The organism is Paenibacillus luteus (assembly GCF_006542765.1).
Lineage (GTDB): Bacteria > Bacillota > Bacilli > Paenibacillales > Paenibacillaceae > Pristimantibacillus > Pristimantibacillus luteus.
In genome coordinates, this window is the sequence record NZ_SKCD01000011.1 from 609,619 (window position 1) to 629,492 (window position 19,874).

The following is a 19,874-nucleotide window of genomic DNA, read 5'->3' on the forward strand; positions in this document are numbered from 1 at the left end:
TCTGCTCGCCGTCTTTGGTAATCGTAGCTGTCAGTGTCACAATCACATCACTAGCCGTTTTCACTGGACGGTTTACCGTTCCGTTCGTTGCGATTACCGTTGTGTCGGTCGAGGACCAACTGATCTCCGTTCCGTTCGCTCCCACTGTCGGCAAGCTTAGGTTCTGTGTCACGCCTGCTGCCGAATCGCCTGGAACAAAGACTACACTTAGCGATGCTGTATCCGTATCTACCGATTCTTTATCACTAAACGCCGTCAGTTTCAGCACGTTTACCTTGAACTCTTTCGTTTTCTGCTCGCCGTCTTTGGTAATCGTAGCTGTCAGTGTCACAATCACATCACTAGCCGTTTTCACTGGACGGTTTACCGTTCCGTTCGTTGCGATTACCGTTGTGTCGGTCGAGGACCAACTGATCTCTGTTCCGTTTGCTCCTGCTACCGGCAAGCTTAGGTTCTGTGTCACGCCTGCTGCCGAGTCACCTGGAACAAAGCCTACATTTAGCGATGCTGTATCTGTCTCTACCGATTCTTTATCGGTAAACGTTGTTAGCTTCAATACGTTTACCTTGAACGTTTTTGTCTCCTGCTGGTTGCCTTTGGTAACCGTCGCGGTTAATGTCACGATCACATCGCTCGCTGTTTTCGCTGGACGAGTTACGGTTCCGTCTTCAGCTATTACCGTTGAATCGGTTGAAGACCAATTGATCTCCGTTCCGTTTGCTCCTGCTTCCGGCAAGCTTAGGTTCTGTGTCACGCCTGCTGCCGAGTCGCCTGGAACAAAGACTACACTTAGCGATGCCGTATCCGTATCTACCGATTCTTTATCACTAAACGCCGTCAATTTCAACACGTTTACCTTGAACGTTTTTGTCTCCTGCTCGTTGCCTTTGGTAACCGTCGCGGTTAATGTCACGATCACATCGCTCGCTGTTTTCGCTGGACGAGTTACGGTTCCATCTGCAGCTATTACCGTTGGCGCGGTTGATGACCAGCTAATTGTCGTTCCGTTTGCTCCTGTAATCGGCAAGCTAAGGTTCTGTGTTACGCTTGCAGCCGAGTCGCCTGGTACAAAGCCTACATTTAGCGATGCAGTGTCCGCTTCTACCGATTCAATAGCCGTAATGGATTCCTTAATGACTTTAATAACAAATTCTTTGGTCTTGAATTCGCCATTAAACGTCAATTCAGCCGTCAACGTAACCGTTGTATCACCTGTTAAATAAGCAGGACGGGTAATGGTACCCGTTGTGCCAACAATGGCTATGATATTTGGAAGATCCGTAGTCCAAGTAATCGTTGAACCTTCGGCTCCGAGAGCAGGAAGCTCAATATCACCAATGACATGGCTAGCCGTATCTCCAGCTGCGAACTGAATGTTAAGCGCATTAAGATCGCGATTTAATGTTCCTGCACTTAATGCAAAATCGAGTGCTGTCTGAATGGCCAACTGGTTCTCGTATCCGGTAACTGGACGAGACCCCAAAACTTTGCCAGAGATGTCCAGCTTATCGTTGTAACCCAATGTATTATAGATGGACAAATCGAGTCCCAGCGTAATATTTTGCAATGCGGTTTGAATGGTTGCAGGTGTAATGGCAATATTGACATTCGCCACGACTGTTCTGCCCGAAATCGCTATATCAAATGCCGCTTGCACGGCTGCTGCATTTACAAAACCTGTAGACGGTACTGCTGCAAAAACAGCTTCTGCTACCGCGATATGATCTGCGTCTGTCCAGCTTGCATATGCGCCAGGCGTCAAGCCAAGTGCTGCATCTTCCAGCGCAGCTTGTATCTCCAATGCATTTGAAGCTGTATTCACTGCTGCAACCGCAACTCGTGCACTTAGCGCCACATCGAACGCCGATTGTACTGCCACTTGATCAGCATATCCGCCAATCGGACGAGCGGTATACACCGCAACTGCGACTGCTTCTTTGTCCGCATCTGACCAATTCCCGTAGGCGCCAAGAATCAAATCAAGAGCTACGTCCTCCAGTGCCACTTGTGTCTCTTCAGCATCTGATGCCAAATTCACAGCTGCAACTGCTGTACGTTCTGTTATCGCTGTATTAAATGCCGTTTGGATTGCAGTTTTATCCGCATAGCCACCATTTGGTCGATTATCCAACACTGCCGCAGCAACTGCTGACTGATCCGCATCTACCCAGACTGTATATACGCCAAGCGTCAATTGAAGATCTACGTCTTCCAATGCCGCTTGCACCGCCGCGTCATTTAATGCAATGTTGACTTCAGCCACTGGTTTACGAGCAGTCACTGCCGCATTAAATGCCGTTTGAATTGCTGCCTTATTCTCATATCCACCTGTTGGGAAAGCCGACAGTACAGCCGCAGCTACCGCTGATTGATCAGAAGTTGTCCAGTCTTCATACTCGCCTAGCGTCAGGCCCAGCGTATTATTTTCAAGTGCCGTCTGAACTGCTGTAGCGGTTAGAGCGATATTAACTGCAGCCACCGGCTGACGCACTTCAATTCCGTCATCGAATGCAGCCTGTACCGCTGCTACATTTGCATATCCAGCTGGCAGACGATTAGACAGCACATATGCCGCAACCGCCTTTTGATCCTCATCCGTCCAGTCTTCATACTCACCGAAGGAAAGGCCTAAAACAACGTTCTCCAATGCGGTTTCCATCTCAGATGCCGTTGCTGCAAGATTCACTGCAGCCATCGTTGCGTCCGCATCAATAGCGCTGTCCAAAGCTAGTTGCACGGCAGCTTTATTCGTAAATCCGCCAACAGGTCGATTGTCGAATAAATGGTCAGCAACCAACCATTGATCTGACAATAGCAATGTATCGTACTCCGACAAATCCAAGGCCAGTGAACCATTTTCGATCGCTGCTTGAATTGCAGCTACATCCAATGCGATGTTCACATCCGCTACTGGTGTACGTTCATCAACAGCATTATCAAAGGCAGTTTGGATAGCTGCTTTATTGACATAACCTGCCCCAAGATGACCGGCTTGTACTTCACTTGCCACAGCCGATTTATCTGCAGTTGTCCAGTTCTCATACGCACCAAGCGTTAAATTAAGCGTCGCGTCTTCAAGTGCCGTTTGAGCAGCCGCTGCTGTTACAGCGATATTTACACTTGCTACAGGCAATCTAGTTGCAATTGCAGCATTAAATGCTGCTTGTACAGCTGACTTATCTACATAACCACCTACGGGGATACCCACTCGAACTGATTCTGATACTGCTTCATGATCCGCATTTGTCCAGTTCTCGTATACTCCAAGATTCAGGTCTAATGTACCATCCTCTAGTGCCGATTGCATTTCTGCCGCATCTACCGCAATGTTGACTGCTGCCAATGCCGAACGGTTGGACACTGCAGTATTGAATGCTGTTTGTACAGCAGACAAATTCGCAAATCCTTCGGTTGGACGGGATAAACGTACAGCTTCAGCTACCGTCGATTTATCTGCAGTTGACCAGCCTGTGTAATCGCCAAGTATCAATCCAAGCGATCCAGCCTCCAAAGCAGTCTGAATTGCAGCAGCATCTTGCGCTGTATTCACAGCAGACACATAGCCTCGTGCTGTCAACGCATTATTGAATGCTGTTTGCACAGCCGCTTTATCAGCATAACCACCTGCAGGACGCGCTGACGATACTGCCGTCGCAACAGCTTTCTTATCTGCAGCCGTCCAACCTGTGTAGGCTCCCTGAGTTAATGAAAGTGCTCCCGCTTCTAGCGCGGTTTGCATTTCCTCATCATCTGCCGCTAGGTTAACAGCCGCTACCGCAACACGTGCAATGATCTCCAAATCAAGTGCAGCTTGCACGGCAGCTTGATTGATGTAACCTGCTCCGCGTGCCGCCAGCACACCAGTTGCTACTGCAGATTTATCCGCCGCCTGCCAGCTTGCATACTCGCCAAGCTCAAGATTAAGCGTTGAATTTTCAAGCGCAGTTCTCATATCAATTGATGTTAAAGCAATATTCACATATTCGATAGCTACTGCCATATCCAAAGCTACTTGTACCGCTGATTTGTCGGCATACCCCCCAGAAGGACGGTTGATCTGCACCCAACCAGCTACAGATGTTTGGCTCGAAGGGGATAATGTGCTGTAAATGCTTAAATTCAGTTGTAGTGTGACAGACTCCAGTGCCGCTTCCATAGCCGACGGATTGCCTGCTCCATTAATATCGGCAAGAGGTGCTACAGCAATAACAGCCGCATTAAAAGCCGATTGGATATCACCAAAGCCTTCATATCCGGTAGCTGGACGATTATCGAGTAGAGCCGTTGCCACCGCCGTTTTATCAGCCAACTGCCAACCAGCATAAGAAGCACCTAGATTTAGGTTTAACGTGTCTCGTTCCAATGCTGCCTGCATGGCCGCTGCATCCACTGAAATGTTAACAGCGGCGATGTCAGCACGGTCCGCCAAAGCAAGATCAAACGCAGCTTGCACAGCTGCTTTGTCTACATAACCAGTGCCTGGACGAGCCGACTGTACATCCACAGCAACCGCTTTTTGATCCGCCTCTGTCCAGCTTGTAAATACATCAAGATCAAGACTTAGTGTTCCGTCTTGCAGTGCTGTTTGCATATCAGCTTCATTGGCCGCTGTATTCACAGCTGCAACTGAAGCACGTGCAACTAATGCTGCATCGAATGCAACTTGCACAGCATTCTTATCTACAAAACCTGTACCCGGACGATTCGCCAGAACGTCTGCGGCAACCGCCGTTCGATCTGCGTCAAGCCAGTCCGTATTGTAATCAGTTCCTAAATCAAGTGCAAGTGCTGCAGCTTCCAGTGCCGTTTGTGTCGCTGCTTCATTTACAGCTAAGTTCACTGCGGCTACCGGAGTTCTAGCGGTTACAGCTGCGTTGAATGCGGCTTGTACAGCCGCTTGATTGACGTAGCCGTCAGTCGGACGATTCGCAACCACTGCCGATGCAACTGCTGCTTGATCCGCTGGTCCCCACCCTGGGTAAGAAGCTCCTTGATTAAGTCCGAACGCTACAGCTTCGATTGCTGATTCCGCTGCTGCAGCATCTGCTGCTAAGTTCACAGCTGCCATTGGAGCATTCAGTACAATCGCTGCATTCAATGCGGTCTGAACAGCTGGTTGATCTGCGAAACCTGCTCCTCGGTTTGCCAGAACGAGTGCGGAAACCGCATCTTTGTCTGCCGTCAACAAACCGTTATACGAAGCAAGCGAAAGGTTTAATACAGCAGCGGTCAAAGCGCTCTTTATGCTGCTTGCATCCGCAGCTGCATTGACGACGTCAACAGCTTGAGCTACTTGCTCAATGGCTACTAGTGAGCTAAGCGTTGCTTGAATACTAGACTGATTGGCAAACGATCCGTTCGTCGTTTTATAATTTAGAAGCGCCTGAGCGGCTGCTAATCGATGTGCAGCATTCAATTTATAATATTCGGTTAGGTCTAGGCCAAGATCTGAAGCTTCCAATGCCGATTTCATTGCAGTGGCTGTAGACGTATTATTGAGTGCTTGAACTGCTACAGCGTAAGCTGCATCTTGCGCACGCTGGGTTACAAGCGCGTTGAGCTTCGTTTGAATGGTAGCCTTGTTGGCAAAAGCGCCGTTCGCTTCTTTAAAATCATACATTTGCTGAGCGACCCCACTTTGATCGAGTAAGCTCAAGTTGTGGAAGGACGTCAGAATGAGTCCAAGATAAGCATCTTCGAGCGCAGCCGTCATTGCACCTGCATCGGTCGCATCATTTACGCTTTTTACAGCGAAGGCAAGCGCTTCATTATCCAGCGTAGCCTGAACGGCAACGTTAAATTGATTCTGAATAGTCGCTTGATCTGCAAAGCTGCCATGTACAGTACGGTAATCGAGCAGTAATTGCGCTGCTCCAAGCTTGCCGTCAGGCGTACTCAAATTGTTGTACGTCGTCAGAATCAAACCGAGTGCTGGATCTTCCAGCGCGGTTCTCAAGGCACTTGCGGAAGCTGCTGTATTTACAGCCTGGATAGCATTGAACAAGATTTCTACGTTTTGTTGATTAGCCACAAAAGTATTTAATTCTTGCTGAATCGACGGTTGGGAACCGAAGCTGCCGTTAGCTGTGCGGAAATCGATCATTTTTTGGGCAACAACTTCTTTTCCTGTAGGGCTTAAGATGTCGTAACCTGTAAGATTTAGAGCCAGATCCACCTGAGCGAGTGCGATTTGCATATCGGCTGCAGTAGCCGCCGTATTCACTACAGCAATAGCTGAAGCTTCATCCGCACTGGCAATATTGACTGGCAGCACAGAAATGACCGATGTTGCTGCAAATGTTGCAGAAAGCACGGTTGCGATACTTTTAGTTAACGGCTTGTAGTTATCATTTTTTTTCTTCGACATGTATGAGACCTCTCTTTTTTTCCATTTGAATGCAGTCTGTTCATCCATTGCGAGCACTATTATTTCACTTGAAATACATGCCATTCATCCGAACCAAAGCGGACCAGACTTACGATATATTCATATTTGCGTTGTCCCGTCGAATCTTGATAGAATACATCCAAATTGACGCGATATACCGGTTCTTCCCCACTGGTTACGAACATTTGGGATTGGAGAGCATATCCCTTGTCCAATGCAGGATCGTTCCGTAGCTTCTGAGCAAAATGTTCCTCCAAGTATCGACTAGCGATACCTATGATTTTAAGCTGTTCAACCAGCTCCAAACTATCGATTCCTTGGACAATTTCTTCCTCATGCGGCATATCTGAATTGGGAAGCTCGTCTATCGATTCCGTTGATTTCAAAGTTGATGAAAATATACGCTGACGCAGACGAGCCCATCTCCCTGCCAGGCCTTCCATACCTTAACCTCCCGATACCGACCTCTCTATTATTCCGTTTCGGCTTCAAGTACTGCGGCAATTGCAATGTTAAAAGCCTTTTGGATTTCAGTACGGTTCAAGAAACCGTTAGCAGGCACAGCTTGGAGTACCGAATCAGCCGCAGCAAGTTTACCTTCAGCGCTTAATTTTCTATAGTTGAGCATTACTAGTCCCAAATACGGGACTTCCAATGCACTTTGCAACCGCACTGCGCTGTCAGCAGTATTTACAGCAGTGATCGCATCACGTAGCACCGCGGTGTCTCTTTGAGCAGCAACTGCCTTATTTAGCACCTGCTGGATAACTCCCGAGTCTGTGAATGCTGCACTGGAATTCATAGTAAAAAGAACTTCAGCCACTTGTGCTTGATCCTCAGGACTAAGCGAATGGTAGCCTGTTAAATTTAAAGCCAACTCCACAGCGGTTAATGTAACTTGCAACTCTGCCGCTGATACAGCGTTTTGTAAGGACTCCAATGCTGTCACCTCCGTTTGAACGACAATTGCTGGCTCTTCTATTTCTTCAGTAGGTCCATCAACCAATGGTGATTCCTCTGGCGCCTCAATGACAGGATTTGCAGTATCAATTGGCTGAATATAAACGGTGTCTGCTACGCTTACATCTTGGGACACTTCGGCTGTTGTAAAATTTGCAGGTAATAAAGGCACTACCGTTGCAGCTGCAATCGTTAAAGTTAATGCTTTGGCAACCGTTTTGCTTAATTTCTTTTTAGAACTCGATTCTTTCTTTGACAAGGAAATACCCTCTCTTCTACTATGAATTTATATTTTATAGTTCAATGAGTCTACCAGATAATCTACTGTCAATGATCAGATCTCTGACTAGATTTAAGCAGACCCACTAAGCGTCACGGCAGGCAGATCTTTCATCTCCTGAATCACTTCTCTAGTAATGGCCCGATGGTATTTGCGTACAAATTTCAAATGTAAATGATACGCATCCTCCTCATATACTTCAGCAAGATCCCGCTTTTCAATGGCTCGAAAATGAATGCCTTGTTTAACCGATCCTAATATTTCCATATGTTCTATCCAACATTGATCGATCAGTCGCAAACATCGCTCCTTCCAGCTAGAACGCCACTTTTGCAGCGCCTGTGCCTCCAAAAACTGCGACCAATCTTGAAGCCACTGCTGTGCTACCTGATGTCGTATTTCACTTGGAGTCATCAAATCCGCAGTATGGATCGAATTCGTTAACCCAAACTCTTGGCCCAACTGCCTCACTTTCCATTCTTCTGGAAGCCGTTTAGCCGGACACAACCTCTCCACACAGACATCCATCCAATAGGAAACGGAGCGAGAAATAATATCTTCCATTTGCTCTGAATGCAGAATTCCCTCCCGCTCGAAATAAAACCACTCCCTCTGCCTATGAACGACACAGTCCAGTCTATACAGCATGGTACGAATACTGTACATTTGCTGCTCTGCCCTGTTCTGGGCCATGTCTACAAAACGAAGCAATGGTTGAGCGGATGCTCCTTCTTCTCCCCACTTCCACGATTCGCGCCAAGCGTCTGCCTCATCACTAGCGAATCGCTGAAACAATTCATCCTCTAGCGAAATAAAAAACTGAGATGCGCCTGGATCTCCTTGCCGACCAGAGCGTCCACTCAACTGCAGATCGATCCTGCGGCTTTCATGCCTTTCCAGCCCGAAAACATGCAATCCACCTAATTCAGCTACGCCATCTTCTAGTCGGATGTCCGCACCGCGACCTGCCATATTCGTCGCAATCGTGATCGCTGACTTCCTGCCTGCACGTCCAATGATTTCTGCTTCTTCCCGTTCTGTCTTGGCATTAAGCACCTGACATGACAAATGGACTTGAGACAGTCTCTCTGCCAGTTCCTCCGACTGCTGAACCGAGGTTGTACCCACAAGAATCGGTGCCCCACGTTGATGCAGTGCTGTAATTTCCTTTACTAGCCACTGAATCTTGGCTTCCTTGTTGGCAAAAACAAGATCAGGAGCATCCTTCCTAACGACAGGCCGATGTGTGCTTATCGGCATTACATCCAAACCGTAGGTATGCCTGAGTTCTTCGGTTTCTGTCTTTATCGTGCCAGACATGCCGATCATTTGCGGGTACAGGCCAAAATACTTCTGAACAGTAATTGAGGCATTAGTCCGAGTTTCTTCGCTCAGTTGCAGTCCTTCTTTTACTTCAATCGCTTGATGCAAACCGTCGCCAAATTCCCGACCTTCCAGCACTCTGCCCGTAAATGCGTCGATAATATGTACCTTTCCATCTGCAATTAAATAATCTCGGTCAACTTCCATCAACACCTGAGACCTTAAGCTTTGAAGCAAATAATGGTAAACCGTCATTTGGTCCAAATCAAATAAATTATCAATCATAAACACCGTTTCAATCTTTCGAATTGCAGATTCAGTGAACATGACCTGATTGGTTTCGACGTCTCGTTCGTAATCTCTATTTTCCCGTAAACCTTTGACAAATTTAGAGCAAATGTAATAGAGATCCGGTGCGGCTTTTGACTTGCCTGCGATGATCATCGGTGTTTTGGCTTCGTCAATAAGTACACTGTCAATTTCATCAATTATCGCGTAAGCGAGTGGTCGTTGAACTTGATGCCCAGGATCATATATGAGATGGTCTCGTAAGTAATCAAAGCCAAATTCCGACCAAGTCCCAAAAGTTATCTCGCATTCGTATACGGATTGTTTCTCTTCCATACGAAGTTCTGACCTGTTAAGCCCAACAGTCATACCCAAAAAATGAAACACTTCTCTCGCCTGCAAATAATCCCGCTCGGCCAAATAAGGGTTGACCGTAATCATATGTACGCCCTTGCCCTGAAGCCCAAACCAAAAGAGAGGGATTAATGACGTCAGCGTCTTCCCCTCGCCGGTCAGCATCTCTGTGACGTTCCCTCTGATCATTGCATAACCTCCCAGCAACTGCTCATCGTGCAGTATGACGCCCATCTTGCGCCTTACCGCTTCCTTGACAAGAGCAGCAGCTGTGTAAGTTGCATGACTAGGTTGCACGTGCTGGACAACCTCTTTTCTGAGCCGCTCGATCTGCTGTAAAAGTTCCGACTCAGATAAATGATGCAGGAGCTCGTATTTTCGATTAATCAGAGGTACTGCTTTTTTGATACTCGATTCTTTGTATTTTACCAGCCCTTTTGTCCACCATGCGCCGCTCAATCGTATGCTTCAAACCTCCCGACAAAAGAAAATAGTAAAATGATCGCATTTTATGAGACTTTTAACTCATATATAGTTATCTATCGGACTATCTAATCAATAACTTTAGAACTATTAATATATTAGTCCATAAGTTTAAAGAAATATATATTGTTAATAATCGATAATCATCTTTCCTCTCTTATAACTTAAGTGAAACTTCTAACTAGGTATAATTAAAATAGTGATACTTATTGATCAGTTGAAATTAGACTTTCGACTCATAAGAAGTATAATACAGCCCAATGACGGCAAAATGACAAACTTTTGTCTAAAAATCCAAATAGAGAAAATAGCATAAATAAGTGGGAATGGAGAATAACAATTGCCGTTCCAAAAAAAACTTATCATAAACAAATACAGCCAACCTCTAAAGAGGTTGGCTGTATTTGTTTTAAGTCTTTTAATTGGATGGAATGATTCGAATATCCTTATCTAAATTGGCAAGCATCATGTAATTGCGATTGAATGTAAAGATGCGTTTTACCTGATAATAGGACATCGTCACAGCTGTGAATGCTTCGCTGAGAGAGAAACGGAGCTCGGGCCTATCCATAAGCAGCCTGCGCGATTCACCATCAAATTCGGGGCCGTTGGAGATGACCGCCAGTTTGCCTCTACTTATCGCCTTATCAATTGCCTTCAGAAAATATTCCGCCTGCTGATAGCTGTAGTCATTACGCAGCCATTCATGAAGATCAAATATAATGGAATTGGTCGTTACGTAATTACGTTCAAGATCATGCAAATCCAGAAACAGGGAACGGGCTTTCACATAACGGGGATCTTCAGGGTTCATTAAAGCTGCCAAAGCTGTTCCATCTAGAAAAATGGTATCCTGAATATTCAATTCATTATCCATATCTCAACACTCCTTAATCCACTAATTTGCAAATACCATCCAAATAAAGTAGCGGGTTATCTTCCTTTTGATCCACTGAAATCGTGTTTTTTTCGTCTGGGATACTCGCCAGGTATTGGACAATGATTCCATTTACGATCGCTTGAACGGTTGTTTGCTGCTTATCGGCAATTGATTTCAGCTCATTATAATATTGCGCATTAAGTTCTATCGTACTTTCTGCTTGTTCTTCCCTTTTTGAAGATATGAATTCGGAAGCAGTAGACTTCGCTTTTTCGAATTGATTCTGAATGAAGCGTTTGTAGTTATTTACCATGGGGATTCACTCCTTGTGTATAGCTTATATAATTATTCGTCAAATTCTGTCGATTTCAGGGGGTGATATCAGATGTAAAGCCTGTTCACTACAATGAAGCCTCGTCAGAACGCAAAGCGCCGACCAGAGAGCTAGGCGGCGCTAATTTGTAATGCTTATGCTTTTAGTGAACGATTGTTACATTTATCCCTTAGCTCCTCAGCTTTGGGCAGTTGGAGCAGTATTCTTCAACACTAGACACCTCATAATATAAGCAGCAGGTTTTTCGAACCCGCATAGACGAGTTAGAAACGGATGAACAGGTTGGTTTGCCATAAAACTGACTGAGCGGGTTTTTCTTTTCCCCGAATAAAACGCCAGGAGCCTGAAGAATCAAATACTTAAAGTCTGCTTGGCCGCGGGATTGCTCTTTCAGTTCATCCCTGACCCCGATTCGTTTCTCGTATAGTGAAAACACACGAACGGCCACGTTTTCCCATAATATTGGTTTTGGTACGTTGGCCGCACTAGACATGACCGCTATTAACTTCCCTATATTACCGGCAAAAAGATTTAGAATAACCTGATCGCGCCAAACCTGCCGTTCGATCGTTTCCGGCATCGCAGCATCAATATCAGATAGACTGACATGCTCCAGCCAAGAGTGATCTGGCGAAGATTCTAGAAAGCAATTTTCCGCAGATAAATCCAGTCCCTTGTTGTACACTGTCATAGCGTACAACAGAGGAACGGACGTCACGAATGCGTACCTTTTAAAAAACTGCGAAGCCGTGATCATCCTCGATGGGGATTGCAGAAGCGCGGTCAGGCTGTCCAAATAATCAGAGCACAGCTCCATGTCTAGCAAGTCCGAAGCTCTCAATGAATAATCAGAACGGGCTGAGTCATATTCACACAAGCCAAATTGAGAGTTTAAGTAATCCCATTCCTCCTGCTTGATCCGTGACTGTTTGTTCATACGCACCCCCTAGGATTCTCTGGTCAGCAGGAATTAATTGAGCGCATCAGCAATCTGATCGACGATCAAATTGATCGCTATAGGCCCATAATAACCGATCCACTGCGCAGTATTCTCTGCATATACTTGGTTTTCCTTAACTGCATTCTGACTTTTCCAGATCATCGTATTTTGAAATTCAGTCGTGAGCTCTAAGTTCGTATCGTCCTGAAGTAGAAACAAATGATCAGCCGCTAGCTCTGGAAGAGATTCAAGAGAAATCATCATACTTGAATCTTTACTGTTAACTGCCATTTTAGGTGGCGTTAGACCTAAATCATCATATAGAATCTGTGAAGTTCGATGTGACGAAGTTTGGAGACGAATCATTGCATCTCTTGGCCTAATCAAGGCCACCGTTTGGCCCTTCATTTTGTCAGTCAGCTCTGCTTTTAGATCGCTTATTTTTTGTTTGTAGCCATCTACTAGCTCTTGCGCTTCTTGTGGCCTATTCAAGATTTGCCCAAACTTCAACTGTACTGTTCGCCAATCTTCATTGCGTTCTAGTACGATCGTTGGTGCTATTTTGAGTAAATCTTCGTAAATATCATCATGGAATTCAGTAGCAATGATAAGATCAGGTTCAATAGCAATAATTCCTTCTAGGTTCGGTTCTATATACGTTCCGAGTAAGGGAATATTCCCCATCTTATCGCCCAAATATGGTGGAAGACCGTTGTCGGTTTCAGCTATTACACTGCCTGCCGGCTGAACGCCAAGAGCCAGCATTTGATCCGCGTACTGCACGTCCAACACGACAATTTTCTCCGGTACATTATCGAGCGTCATTTCCCCCTTCAAATGCGGGATGGTGATCCGTGCTGCGAGGACGGGCTCCTTAACAGCATTGTTATTTGCGGAATGATCATCTGTTGCTTGTGGTTGATTCGTCGATCCTGCTCCAACGTTATTGCTTCCTTGATTTGAGCTGTCTGAGCATGCGCCCAGAAACATGACTAAACATACTAACAAGCTAAAGGTCCATGCTAATTTGGTTTTTGGATACATATGTATAATTCCTCCGTTTCTTCATTGAGAATGACACTCATCCTCACTTACAACACTATAACGACTCCCCTTATTATCTTCAATGGATATTTGCGCCAATGCCGCTGGATTATGACGACAAAAAAAACACCGCTGCTCGGACCTTTGATCCGGATTCAACAGTGTTTACATAAGAAATAGATCAGCGAAGGGCTCGCAGTTCCTTGTGCTTTACGATAAAACAGGTTATTTCGCATCCAAGAAAACTTCTGCCACTTGATCGACCACCTGATTCATCGCGATAGGGCCATAATAAGCAATCCAAATGCTCGCTTTGGCATGGTAAATATGATGATGCTGCACAGCACGCAGACTTTTCCATGTCGTTGTGGTCTGAATCTCATCCGACCAAGCTTTACATTTATTGTCGGTCAATAAGAAATAGTGATCTGCATCCAGCTCCGGCAATCCCTCCAAAGTTATGAGTGAGCTAGTTCTTTTGCGGTCAACGGCTAGTTTCGGCGGATACAGCCCCAGATCTCTGTATAGAATCGCTGCGGTACGATGAACGGATGTATGAAGCCTAATGCTATTGTCCTGAGGCCTGATCATCGTTACGGACTGCCCATGCAGCTTGGCCGCCAGTGCGGATTTAAGCACACTGATTTTGTGTTTATATTGCTGTATGACCTGTTCCGCTTCACGTTTTTTACCCATAATGCGCCCGATGATTCGTAAGGTTTCTCTCCAGTCACGGTTTCGCTCAAGCATGATAGTCGGCGCAATGTGAGAGAGGCTTTCATAAATGTTCTTCTGAAACTCCGTGCAGATGATCAGATCTGGCGCCAAAGCAACCAGTGCTTCGAGATCGGGTTCATCCAGAGTTCCTAAGGGCTGGAACGTACGCAGATTGCCAATCAGAAACTCCGGATAGCCGCTAAGATCTCCAGTTACCATAACGCTGCCGGCAGGATGCTCACCTAGTGCCAGCATATGATCCATAAACTGAGGATCCAACACTGCAATTTTCTCAGGCTGACGCTGGAGCAGCAGCTCACCTTTAAGATGAATGATCGTTCGTACAGATCGGCGAATAACAGCATCCAGTTTGTCTGACGGCATCTTCTGCTCGCTATCGACTGTTTCCAAATTAGGCGCGAATGCAGCAATATTCGCCCGTTCAGCACCTGTGGAATGAGTCATCGTTTCTCGATACATACTAGGCGAAACGCCTGTGTATCGCTTAAATAATCGGCTGAAATAGTAGCTGTCCACATAACCGACTGCTTCTGAGATATCCTTAAGCCCAGTATTCGTACGACATAATAATTCCCTGGCCTTGTCTATACGGATCTGCATTAGGTAGTCAATCGGCCCAAGCGCCAGCCGCTTGTTGAACATCCGCTGCATGGTCCGCGGGCTGCAATTCAATAACGTCGCAAGTGAATCTGCTGTAATCGGTTCGGCATAGTGTTCATCCATATATCTAGCTGCCTGCAGTACCAAATCCGGTGAAGCCTGCTCCAATCGCTGGTGCTGCAGTTGCCCCATCAGCTCGCATATGAACTGATAGAACAACGATTTTACCTGCAGCTTTGCCATCGCTTCCGGCTGGTCCCATTCCTGCTCCATACGAGACAACGAATGGAGCAGCGGAGCAGCATGATGGACTACAAAACCATATTGAATCTCAAACGGTTCCGTGCTGGCCATTAATTGAAGCAAATCTTGGATGCATGGCTGTGGTAGAGAGGCCTTATATTGAATCACATAGTATTCCAAATGCTCGGTAATGTCCATGATTTTAAATACTGAGCCTTTACCGGCATGGCATACATATCCATTCTCCAAGTAGTGCTCAACCCCGTCTAGCAAAAGTCGTGCACGGCCTCGTATCGTGTAAATTATAGTACTAGATGATAGCGCGGATATGTGCGAATGCTCGCCAATCGACTGTTTAGTCCGCTGTACATTAATGATTTTCAGAGAGGCATGGTTCCAAAGGATAAGGTGATTTTCCACAATCATAGGATGATGTCAACTCCCAAGAGATTCTGTAGTTGGCTTGCTGACTAGGGTCAGTCTAGTCAGCATAACATCATTTTTGACTATTTCAAATAACCCTGAAGTGCATTAGATAGATCTATTCAATTAAATATTTGACCCTTTAACGACTCAATCTAATTGCTTATACCTTCATTGAATTGATTCCATCAACTCATAGAAATATTTAGAGTCATGAGTCTTATACAGACCATACCATGCATCTAATGTTTCTAGGGAAAACACACTCAGAGCTTTCAAGACATGAAACGAAAATTCCAAAGGAGCTATCCCAGAAGCAGTAATCAGAGTTCCATCCGTTACAGCAGGCTCCATTTGATAATCCTTTTCGCCCGTGTACGCGGGACAGATCATTTTTAAGTATTCTAGATCATTGCTTGTATGCCTACGTGCATTCAGTAATCCTCTCTGAGCAAGTCCCATTGTAGCACCACAAATCGCTGCAACCAATACCCCTTCCTCAAGACACCGCTCAGCGAATGCTAAAATGGGTTGGTGTGTTATTTCTGTCCATGTATCTCCACCGGGTAAAATCAATGCATCTGCGGTTTCTATGCTGCACTTATCCAGTCCGATATCAGGCAGTATTTTCAATCCGCCCATGGTTGTGACAACAGTCTTCTCAATTCCTACGGTAACTATTTTTGATGGGGGCAGTCCCTTTTTATAATATCTTCCCGAGTTCATTTCGGCAGTCAAGTAACCTATTTCCCAGTCTGCCATTGTGTCAAACACATAAAGATATACCATATTATTCATTTGCAACTCCTCCTCTTTTTCACCATTCTGCACTCGATACCAGCCCTCGAACAGAAATCAATGACTATTATCATTATAAAATAGCTTCACTGACAGCTGCTGTCAGTGAAGCTATTAAAGTTGATAATATTCCAATAGCTCCGACGCAACGGCAGCCAGTTTCACTTTTAAACTCTGTGGTTCGATGACTTGAATGGATTTTCCATAGGATAGGAGAAAATGAGGAACATAAGCATGAAGGGACTCTTCCTCCAGTTGGAAGACTGCTTGATTGGATGTCCGCTCTTTCAAATAATGCCCCATAAACCAATGCAAGCATAAATCATCCAATGCCTCTGATCTGCCTGTGATCGTTACAGCAATTAAACCATCCTTGCCCGCTAAATCAGGCAACAGATTTTTCATGAAAAATTCACGCGCAGAAAACGCTTCTGAACGTTTAAACAGGATTGGTGTACGTTTGATTTGTAAAATCCGATCTGCCCGAAAGCTGCGGATCTCATTTCTTAGGTGGCAAAATGCAACGGTATACCATTTATTTTTCCAGTATACGATTCCATATGGGTCTATCACCCTTTTCTTCGGTTGTTCGTCACGGCTGGTACGATAATCCATTTCGATTGCGTATTCATTAGCTACGGCCTGCTCCAATTCCGCCAATATCGGCTGAATGGAAGGGTCTCTTTTCAGGTTTATAACTTCAAATCCGGCTACATGATGGCCGAGCATACTTTCTTGCTCTTGATTCGAATACATTTTCAATTTTAATGTGGCATTGCCTAACGCCTCGCTCAAAGGATATCCAGCCTCTTCTGCAAATGCAGCAGCATAAAGCAGTGCCTTTTTTTCTTCCATATCAAATAACAGAGGCGCCTTAATAAATGTATTCAGCAGGCTATATCCGCCATGATGACCTGAATCAGATATAATCGGTACTCCACTCGCGTTAAGCGCATCCATATACCGATATACGGTCCTTATATTGATTTCCAACTTTTCAGATATTTGCTTTGCGGTTATTTTCACGCCCGAATTCAGCATCCACAGAATGGCCAGCATATGATCGTTTTTCGGCATTGTTTCCTCCCTCGAATGCACTTCTATTACACTTTAACGATTCAAAAGAATCATAGATGGTTGTCAACTATTCGTATCCTTTTTAAAGACTTTGACCAAAAATAGTTGGAATTATTGCAAGCATCTCAAAATATGTCCAATCGGATGAGCCATACTCCGTTAGAGAGCAGTTATCTATCAAACTGTAGACGAGCAAGACGATTCCAGCAATAAAAAAAACGATAATACTGTACACATTTGCATCCATTTTGTCGCTTACTTTCTGCCCCGCCAAGAGGTATATTGAGACAAAAATCGTGCCTATTGATGATACTCCTACTTGATTAAGTACCGTATTAAGAAAAGCTGCGAGCTTTTAGACTCTACGGATTATACAATTACCGAAATTGCCCGAACAGTTGGTTTTAACCATATCAATCATTTTATTCAGTCCTATTAGAAGCATAAGGGCATGGTGACCTCCCCAGCGCTTTATAAATTTATCCGTTCGCGAAGCTCCCTCTTTCGGTATTGGCTTGGCGATTCGGCCATTAGTCGTGTAAATAGGATGGAAAAATAATTCGCATTTTCATAACCAAGCAAATGGGCGATAACTGAAATTTTCATCTTGGTTGAAACAAGCAATTGTCTGGCTTCGGCCATACGGCGATGCAAAATATAATTGATAGGCGAGTCGTTGTACTTTCGATGAAACACATGAGAAATGTAAAAGGGACTCATATGAAACTCGGTTGCAATATCCTGTAGCGTGAGATGGCGCAAATAGTGAATATCCAAATATTCTTTTATTCCAATCGCAAGGGTCTCCGCGTTCCTCACTTTATCCAATATCGTATTTTCTTTATTCAACCGATGAACCCAAATGACCAATACCGATAATAATTGATAGGCGGCAAGTTGATACTGGTCCCGTTTGTGCTGCGCCTCTTCAAATAACAGGTCAAATAAAGAGTGCACGGTATTTTTGTGTTCCTTTGTTTTCATGACAGGGCAGCTTTCCAGCGGTATTAACAACTCCATATCCGGATGTATAATGCCGCAGTAGTAAAGGGCCAGCGGATTATTTTGGCTTGAATACTCCTTATGGATTACGCCTTTATTGTATACCAGCAGGTCTCCCTCCTGCACCGCGTAACGTTCACCCGCAATCGTCACGACACCTTCGCCCTTCGTTACAAAAATAAGCTCGCTGAAGTGCCCGTGCTGATGCGTCGGAAAATTCCAATCCGGCCGCTCCAATACTTTTCCAATATAGTGCAGCGTTAAATTCACAAATATCCTCGTCCTCAGATCTGATGTTGGTTGCTCTAACATTATTATCATTTATCCAAGGAGAAAATAGCAAGATCTATCACATTTAGCTGAAGGAAGCCAAGATGTTGCATTGTAATTTCATTCATCAAAAATTATGATTATATCCTGCATAATAAACAGAGAAAAAGACAGGATAGGAGAATTTTATATGTTGAACCCACAATCGCTTGCTGGCGTAAAGTCGCAGCCAAAGGAGAAGATGCCGGCCTCGCTTGCATGGTTAACGATAGGAGCCTTTGCTATTGGCATGACCGAATTTTTAGTCATGGGACTGCTGCCTAACGTAGCCTCCGATCTTAACGTAACCATCCCCCAAGCCGGTCAAATTATTACGAGTTATGCTCTGGGAGTTGCTATCGGCGCACCAATTTTGACCATTTTGACGCATTCCGTCGCGAAGAAAAAACTGTTGCTGCTGCTTGTTTTGATTTTTATTCTGGGCAATGCCTTTTCCATGATTGCGCCCACGTACCCCTTGCTCATTATTGCATGAATCGTGACTGCGCTTGCTCATGGTACGTTTCTTGGCTCAGGAACTTTAATCGCTACCCATCTCGTTCCTACTCACAAAAAGGGAAGCGCGGTAGCGCTTGTCTTGGCCGGACTTACAATTGCCAATATTGTTGGCGTACCCTTCGGTACCTTTATCGGTCAGGAATTCGGATGGAGGGCTTCATTTGGGGTGATTACGGTTTTGGGCATTATTGCACTAGCTGGTATCTGGAAGAACATTCCCGTTATTACCGAAAGTTACAATGCCAGCGTAATGCAGGAAATTAAAGCCGTTGTAAGACCACAGGTGTTGCTTATGCTCATAACTGGCTTATTTGGCTGCGCAAGCCTGTTCGCCTTATTCACCTATATCTCGCCAGTGCTTCAGGAGATTAGCGGGTTTCAAGAACAAAACGTCACCTGGATTCTTGTCATTTTCGGCATATCCGTAACCATCGGCAATTTAATTGGAGGCAAGCTTGCGGATTGGAAGCTGCTTCCCGCTCTGATGGTTAACTTCGCAATTTTAAGCATCGTTTTGGCCGCTTTTTCGGTCACCTTACACAATCCCACTTTGGCGATAGCAACTTTATTTATTTGGGGAATTGCCGCCTTCAGCATTATGCCTGGCATTCAGCTCCGCACCATGACTTTGGCAAGTGAAGCTCCCATGCTTGTCGCTACGTCCAATCACTCTTTTCTTAATATAGGGAATGCCTTTGGCGCCTACATAGGCGGCGTCGTCATTACACATTCTGGCCTAGGCGGCTTGCCATGGCTCGCAGCAGTCTTAGCTTTAATCGGCTTCCTGCTAGTCATCGTCATCATCCTAACTGATAAAAAGAGCGGGCATATCCAGGTGGATCAAAAAAACATAACGTCAATCACTAAGCATAGTCAACCAAATTGAATCTT

At 45.2% G+C, this 19,874-nt stretch carries 12 protein-coding genes and 2 pseudogenes; 2 read left to right on the plus strand and 12 right to left on the minus strand.

The annotated features are described in order from the left end of the window. The 11 genes from E0496_RS10710 to E0496_RS10760 all read right to left on the minus strand — a co-directional run. Positions 1-6,367, minus strand: a 6,367-nt coding sequence (locus E0496_RS10710) for an immunoglobulin-like domain-containing protein (RefSeq protein ID WP_338325839.1), incomplete at its 3' end; no start/stop codon positions are given. Positions 6,368-6,426: 59 nt separating this feature from the next. Continuing rightward, on the minus strand, positions 6,427-6,831 hold the full coding sequence (locus E0496_RS10715) for a hypothetical protein (protein WP_141501541.1): 405 nt from the start codon (positions 6,829-6,831) through the stop codon (positions 6,427-6,429). 29 nt (positions 6,832-6,860) lie between these two features. Then, complete coding sequence (locus E0496_RS10720) at positions 6,861-7,607, minus strand: hypothetical protein (protein WP_141501542.1); 747 nt, start codon at positions 7,605-7,607, stop codon at positions 6,861-6,863. 93 nt (positions 7,608-7,700) lie between these two features. Further along, on the minus strand, positions 7,701-10,052 hold the full coding sequence (locus E0496_RS10725; protein ID WP_141501543.1) for a preprotein translocase subunit SecA: 2,352 nt from the start codon (positions 10,050-10,052) through the stop codon (positions 7,701-7,703). Positions 10,053-10,494: 442 nt separating this feature from the next. After that, positions 10,495-10,953, minus strand: coding sequence for a hypothetical protein (locus E0496_RS10730; RefSeq protein WP_141501544.1), 459 nt, complete (start codon positions 10,951-10,953; stop codon positions 10,495-10,497). A 13-nt stretch (positions 10,954-10,966) separates the two neighbouring features. Beyond that, positions 10,967-11,269 (minus strand): hypothetical protein, encoded by a 303-nt coding sequence (locus tag E0496_RS10735; protein ID WP_141501545.1) that lies wholly within the window; start codon positions 11,267-11,269, stop codon positions 10,967-10,969. Positions 11,270-11,459: 190 nt separating this feature from the next. Beyond that, entirely contained in the window at positions 11,460-12,227 is a 768-nt protein-coding gene (locus E0496_RS10740) for a ferric iron reductase (RefSeq protein WP_141501791.1), read from the minus strand. Positions 12,228-12,260: 33 nt separating this feature from the next. Beyond that, the gene (locus E0496_RS10745; RefSeq protein ID WP_141501546.1) at positions 12,261-13,274 is read right to left on the minus strand and encodes an ABC transporter substrate-binding protein; all 1,014 of its coding nucleotides are present in this window, start codon (positions 13,272-13,274) and stop codon (positions 12,261-12,263) included. 225 nt (positions 13,275-13,499) lie between these two features. Beyond that, entirely contained in the window at positions 13,500-15,053 is a 1,554-nt protein-coding gene (locus tag E0496_RS10750) for an AraC family transcriptional regulator (RefSeq protein WP_241674680.1), read from the minus strand. A gap of 396 nt (positions 15,054-15,449) precedes the next feature. Further along, complete coding sequence (locus E0496_RS10755; protein ID WP_141501548.1) at positions 15,450-16,076, minus strand: type 1 glutamine amidotransferase family protein; 627 nt, start codon at positions 16,074-16,076, stop codon at positions 15,450-15,452. A gap of 114 nt (positions 16,077-16,190) precedes the next feature. Then, the gene (locus E0496_RS10760; RefSeq protein WP_141501549.1) at positions 16,191-17,153 is read right to left on the minus strand and encodes a helix-turn-helix transcriptional regulator; all 963 of its coding nucleotides are present in this window, start codon (positions 17,151-17,153) and stop codon (positions 16,191-16,193) included. A 310-nt stretch (positions 17,154-17,463) separates the two neighbouring features. Between E0496_RS10760 and E0496_RS10765 the strand changes: the two are divergent. Beyond that, positions 17,464-17,592, plus strand: a pseudogene (locus E0496_RS10765) (helix-turn-helix domain-containing protein); the annotation flags it as partial. A 32-nt stretch (positions 17,593-17,624) separates the two neighbouring features. On the opposite strand, the gene E0496_RS10770 reads toward E0496_RS10765, so the two are convergent. Next, entirely contained in the window at positions 17,625-18,425 is an 801-nt protein-coding gene (locus E0496_RS10770) for an AraC family transcriptional regulator (RefSeq protein WP_161601367.1), read from the minus strand. Positions 18,426-18,615: 190 nt separating this feature from the next. On the opposite strand from E0496_RS10770, the pseudogene E0496_RS10775 reads away from it, so the two are divergent. Then, positions 18,616-19,869: pseudogene (locus E0496_RS10775) on the plus strand (MFS transporter). The last annotated feature ends 5 nt before the right edge of the window (positions 19,870-19,874 follow it).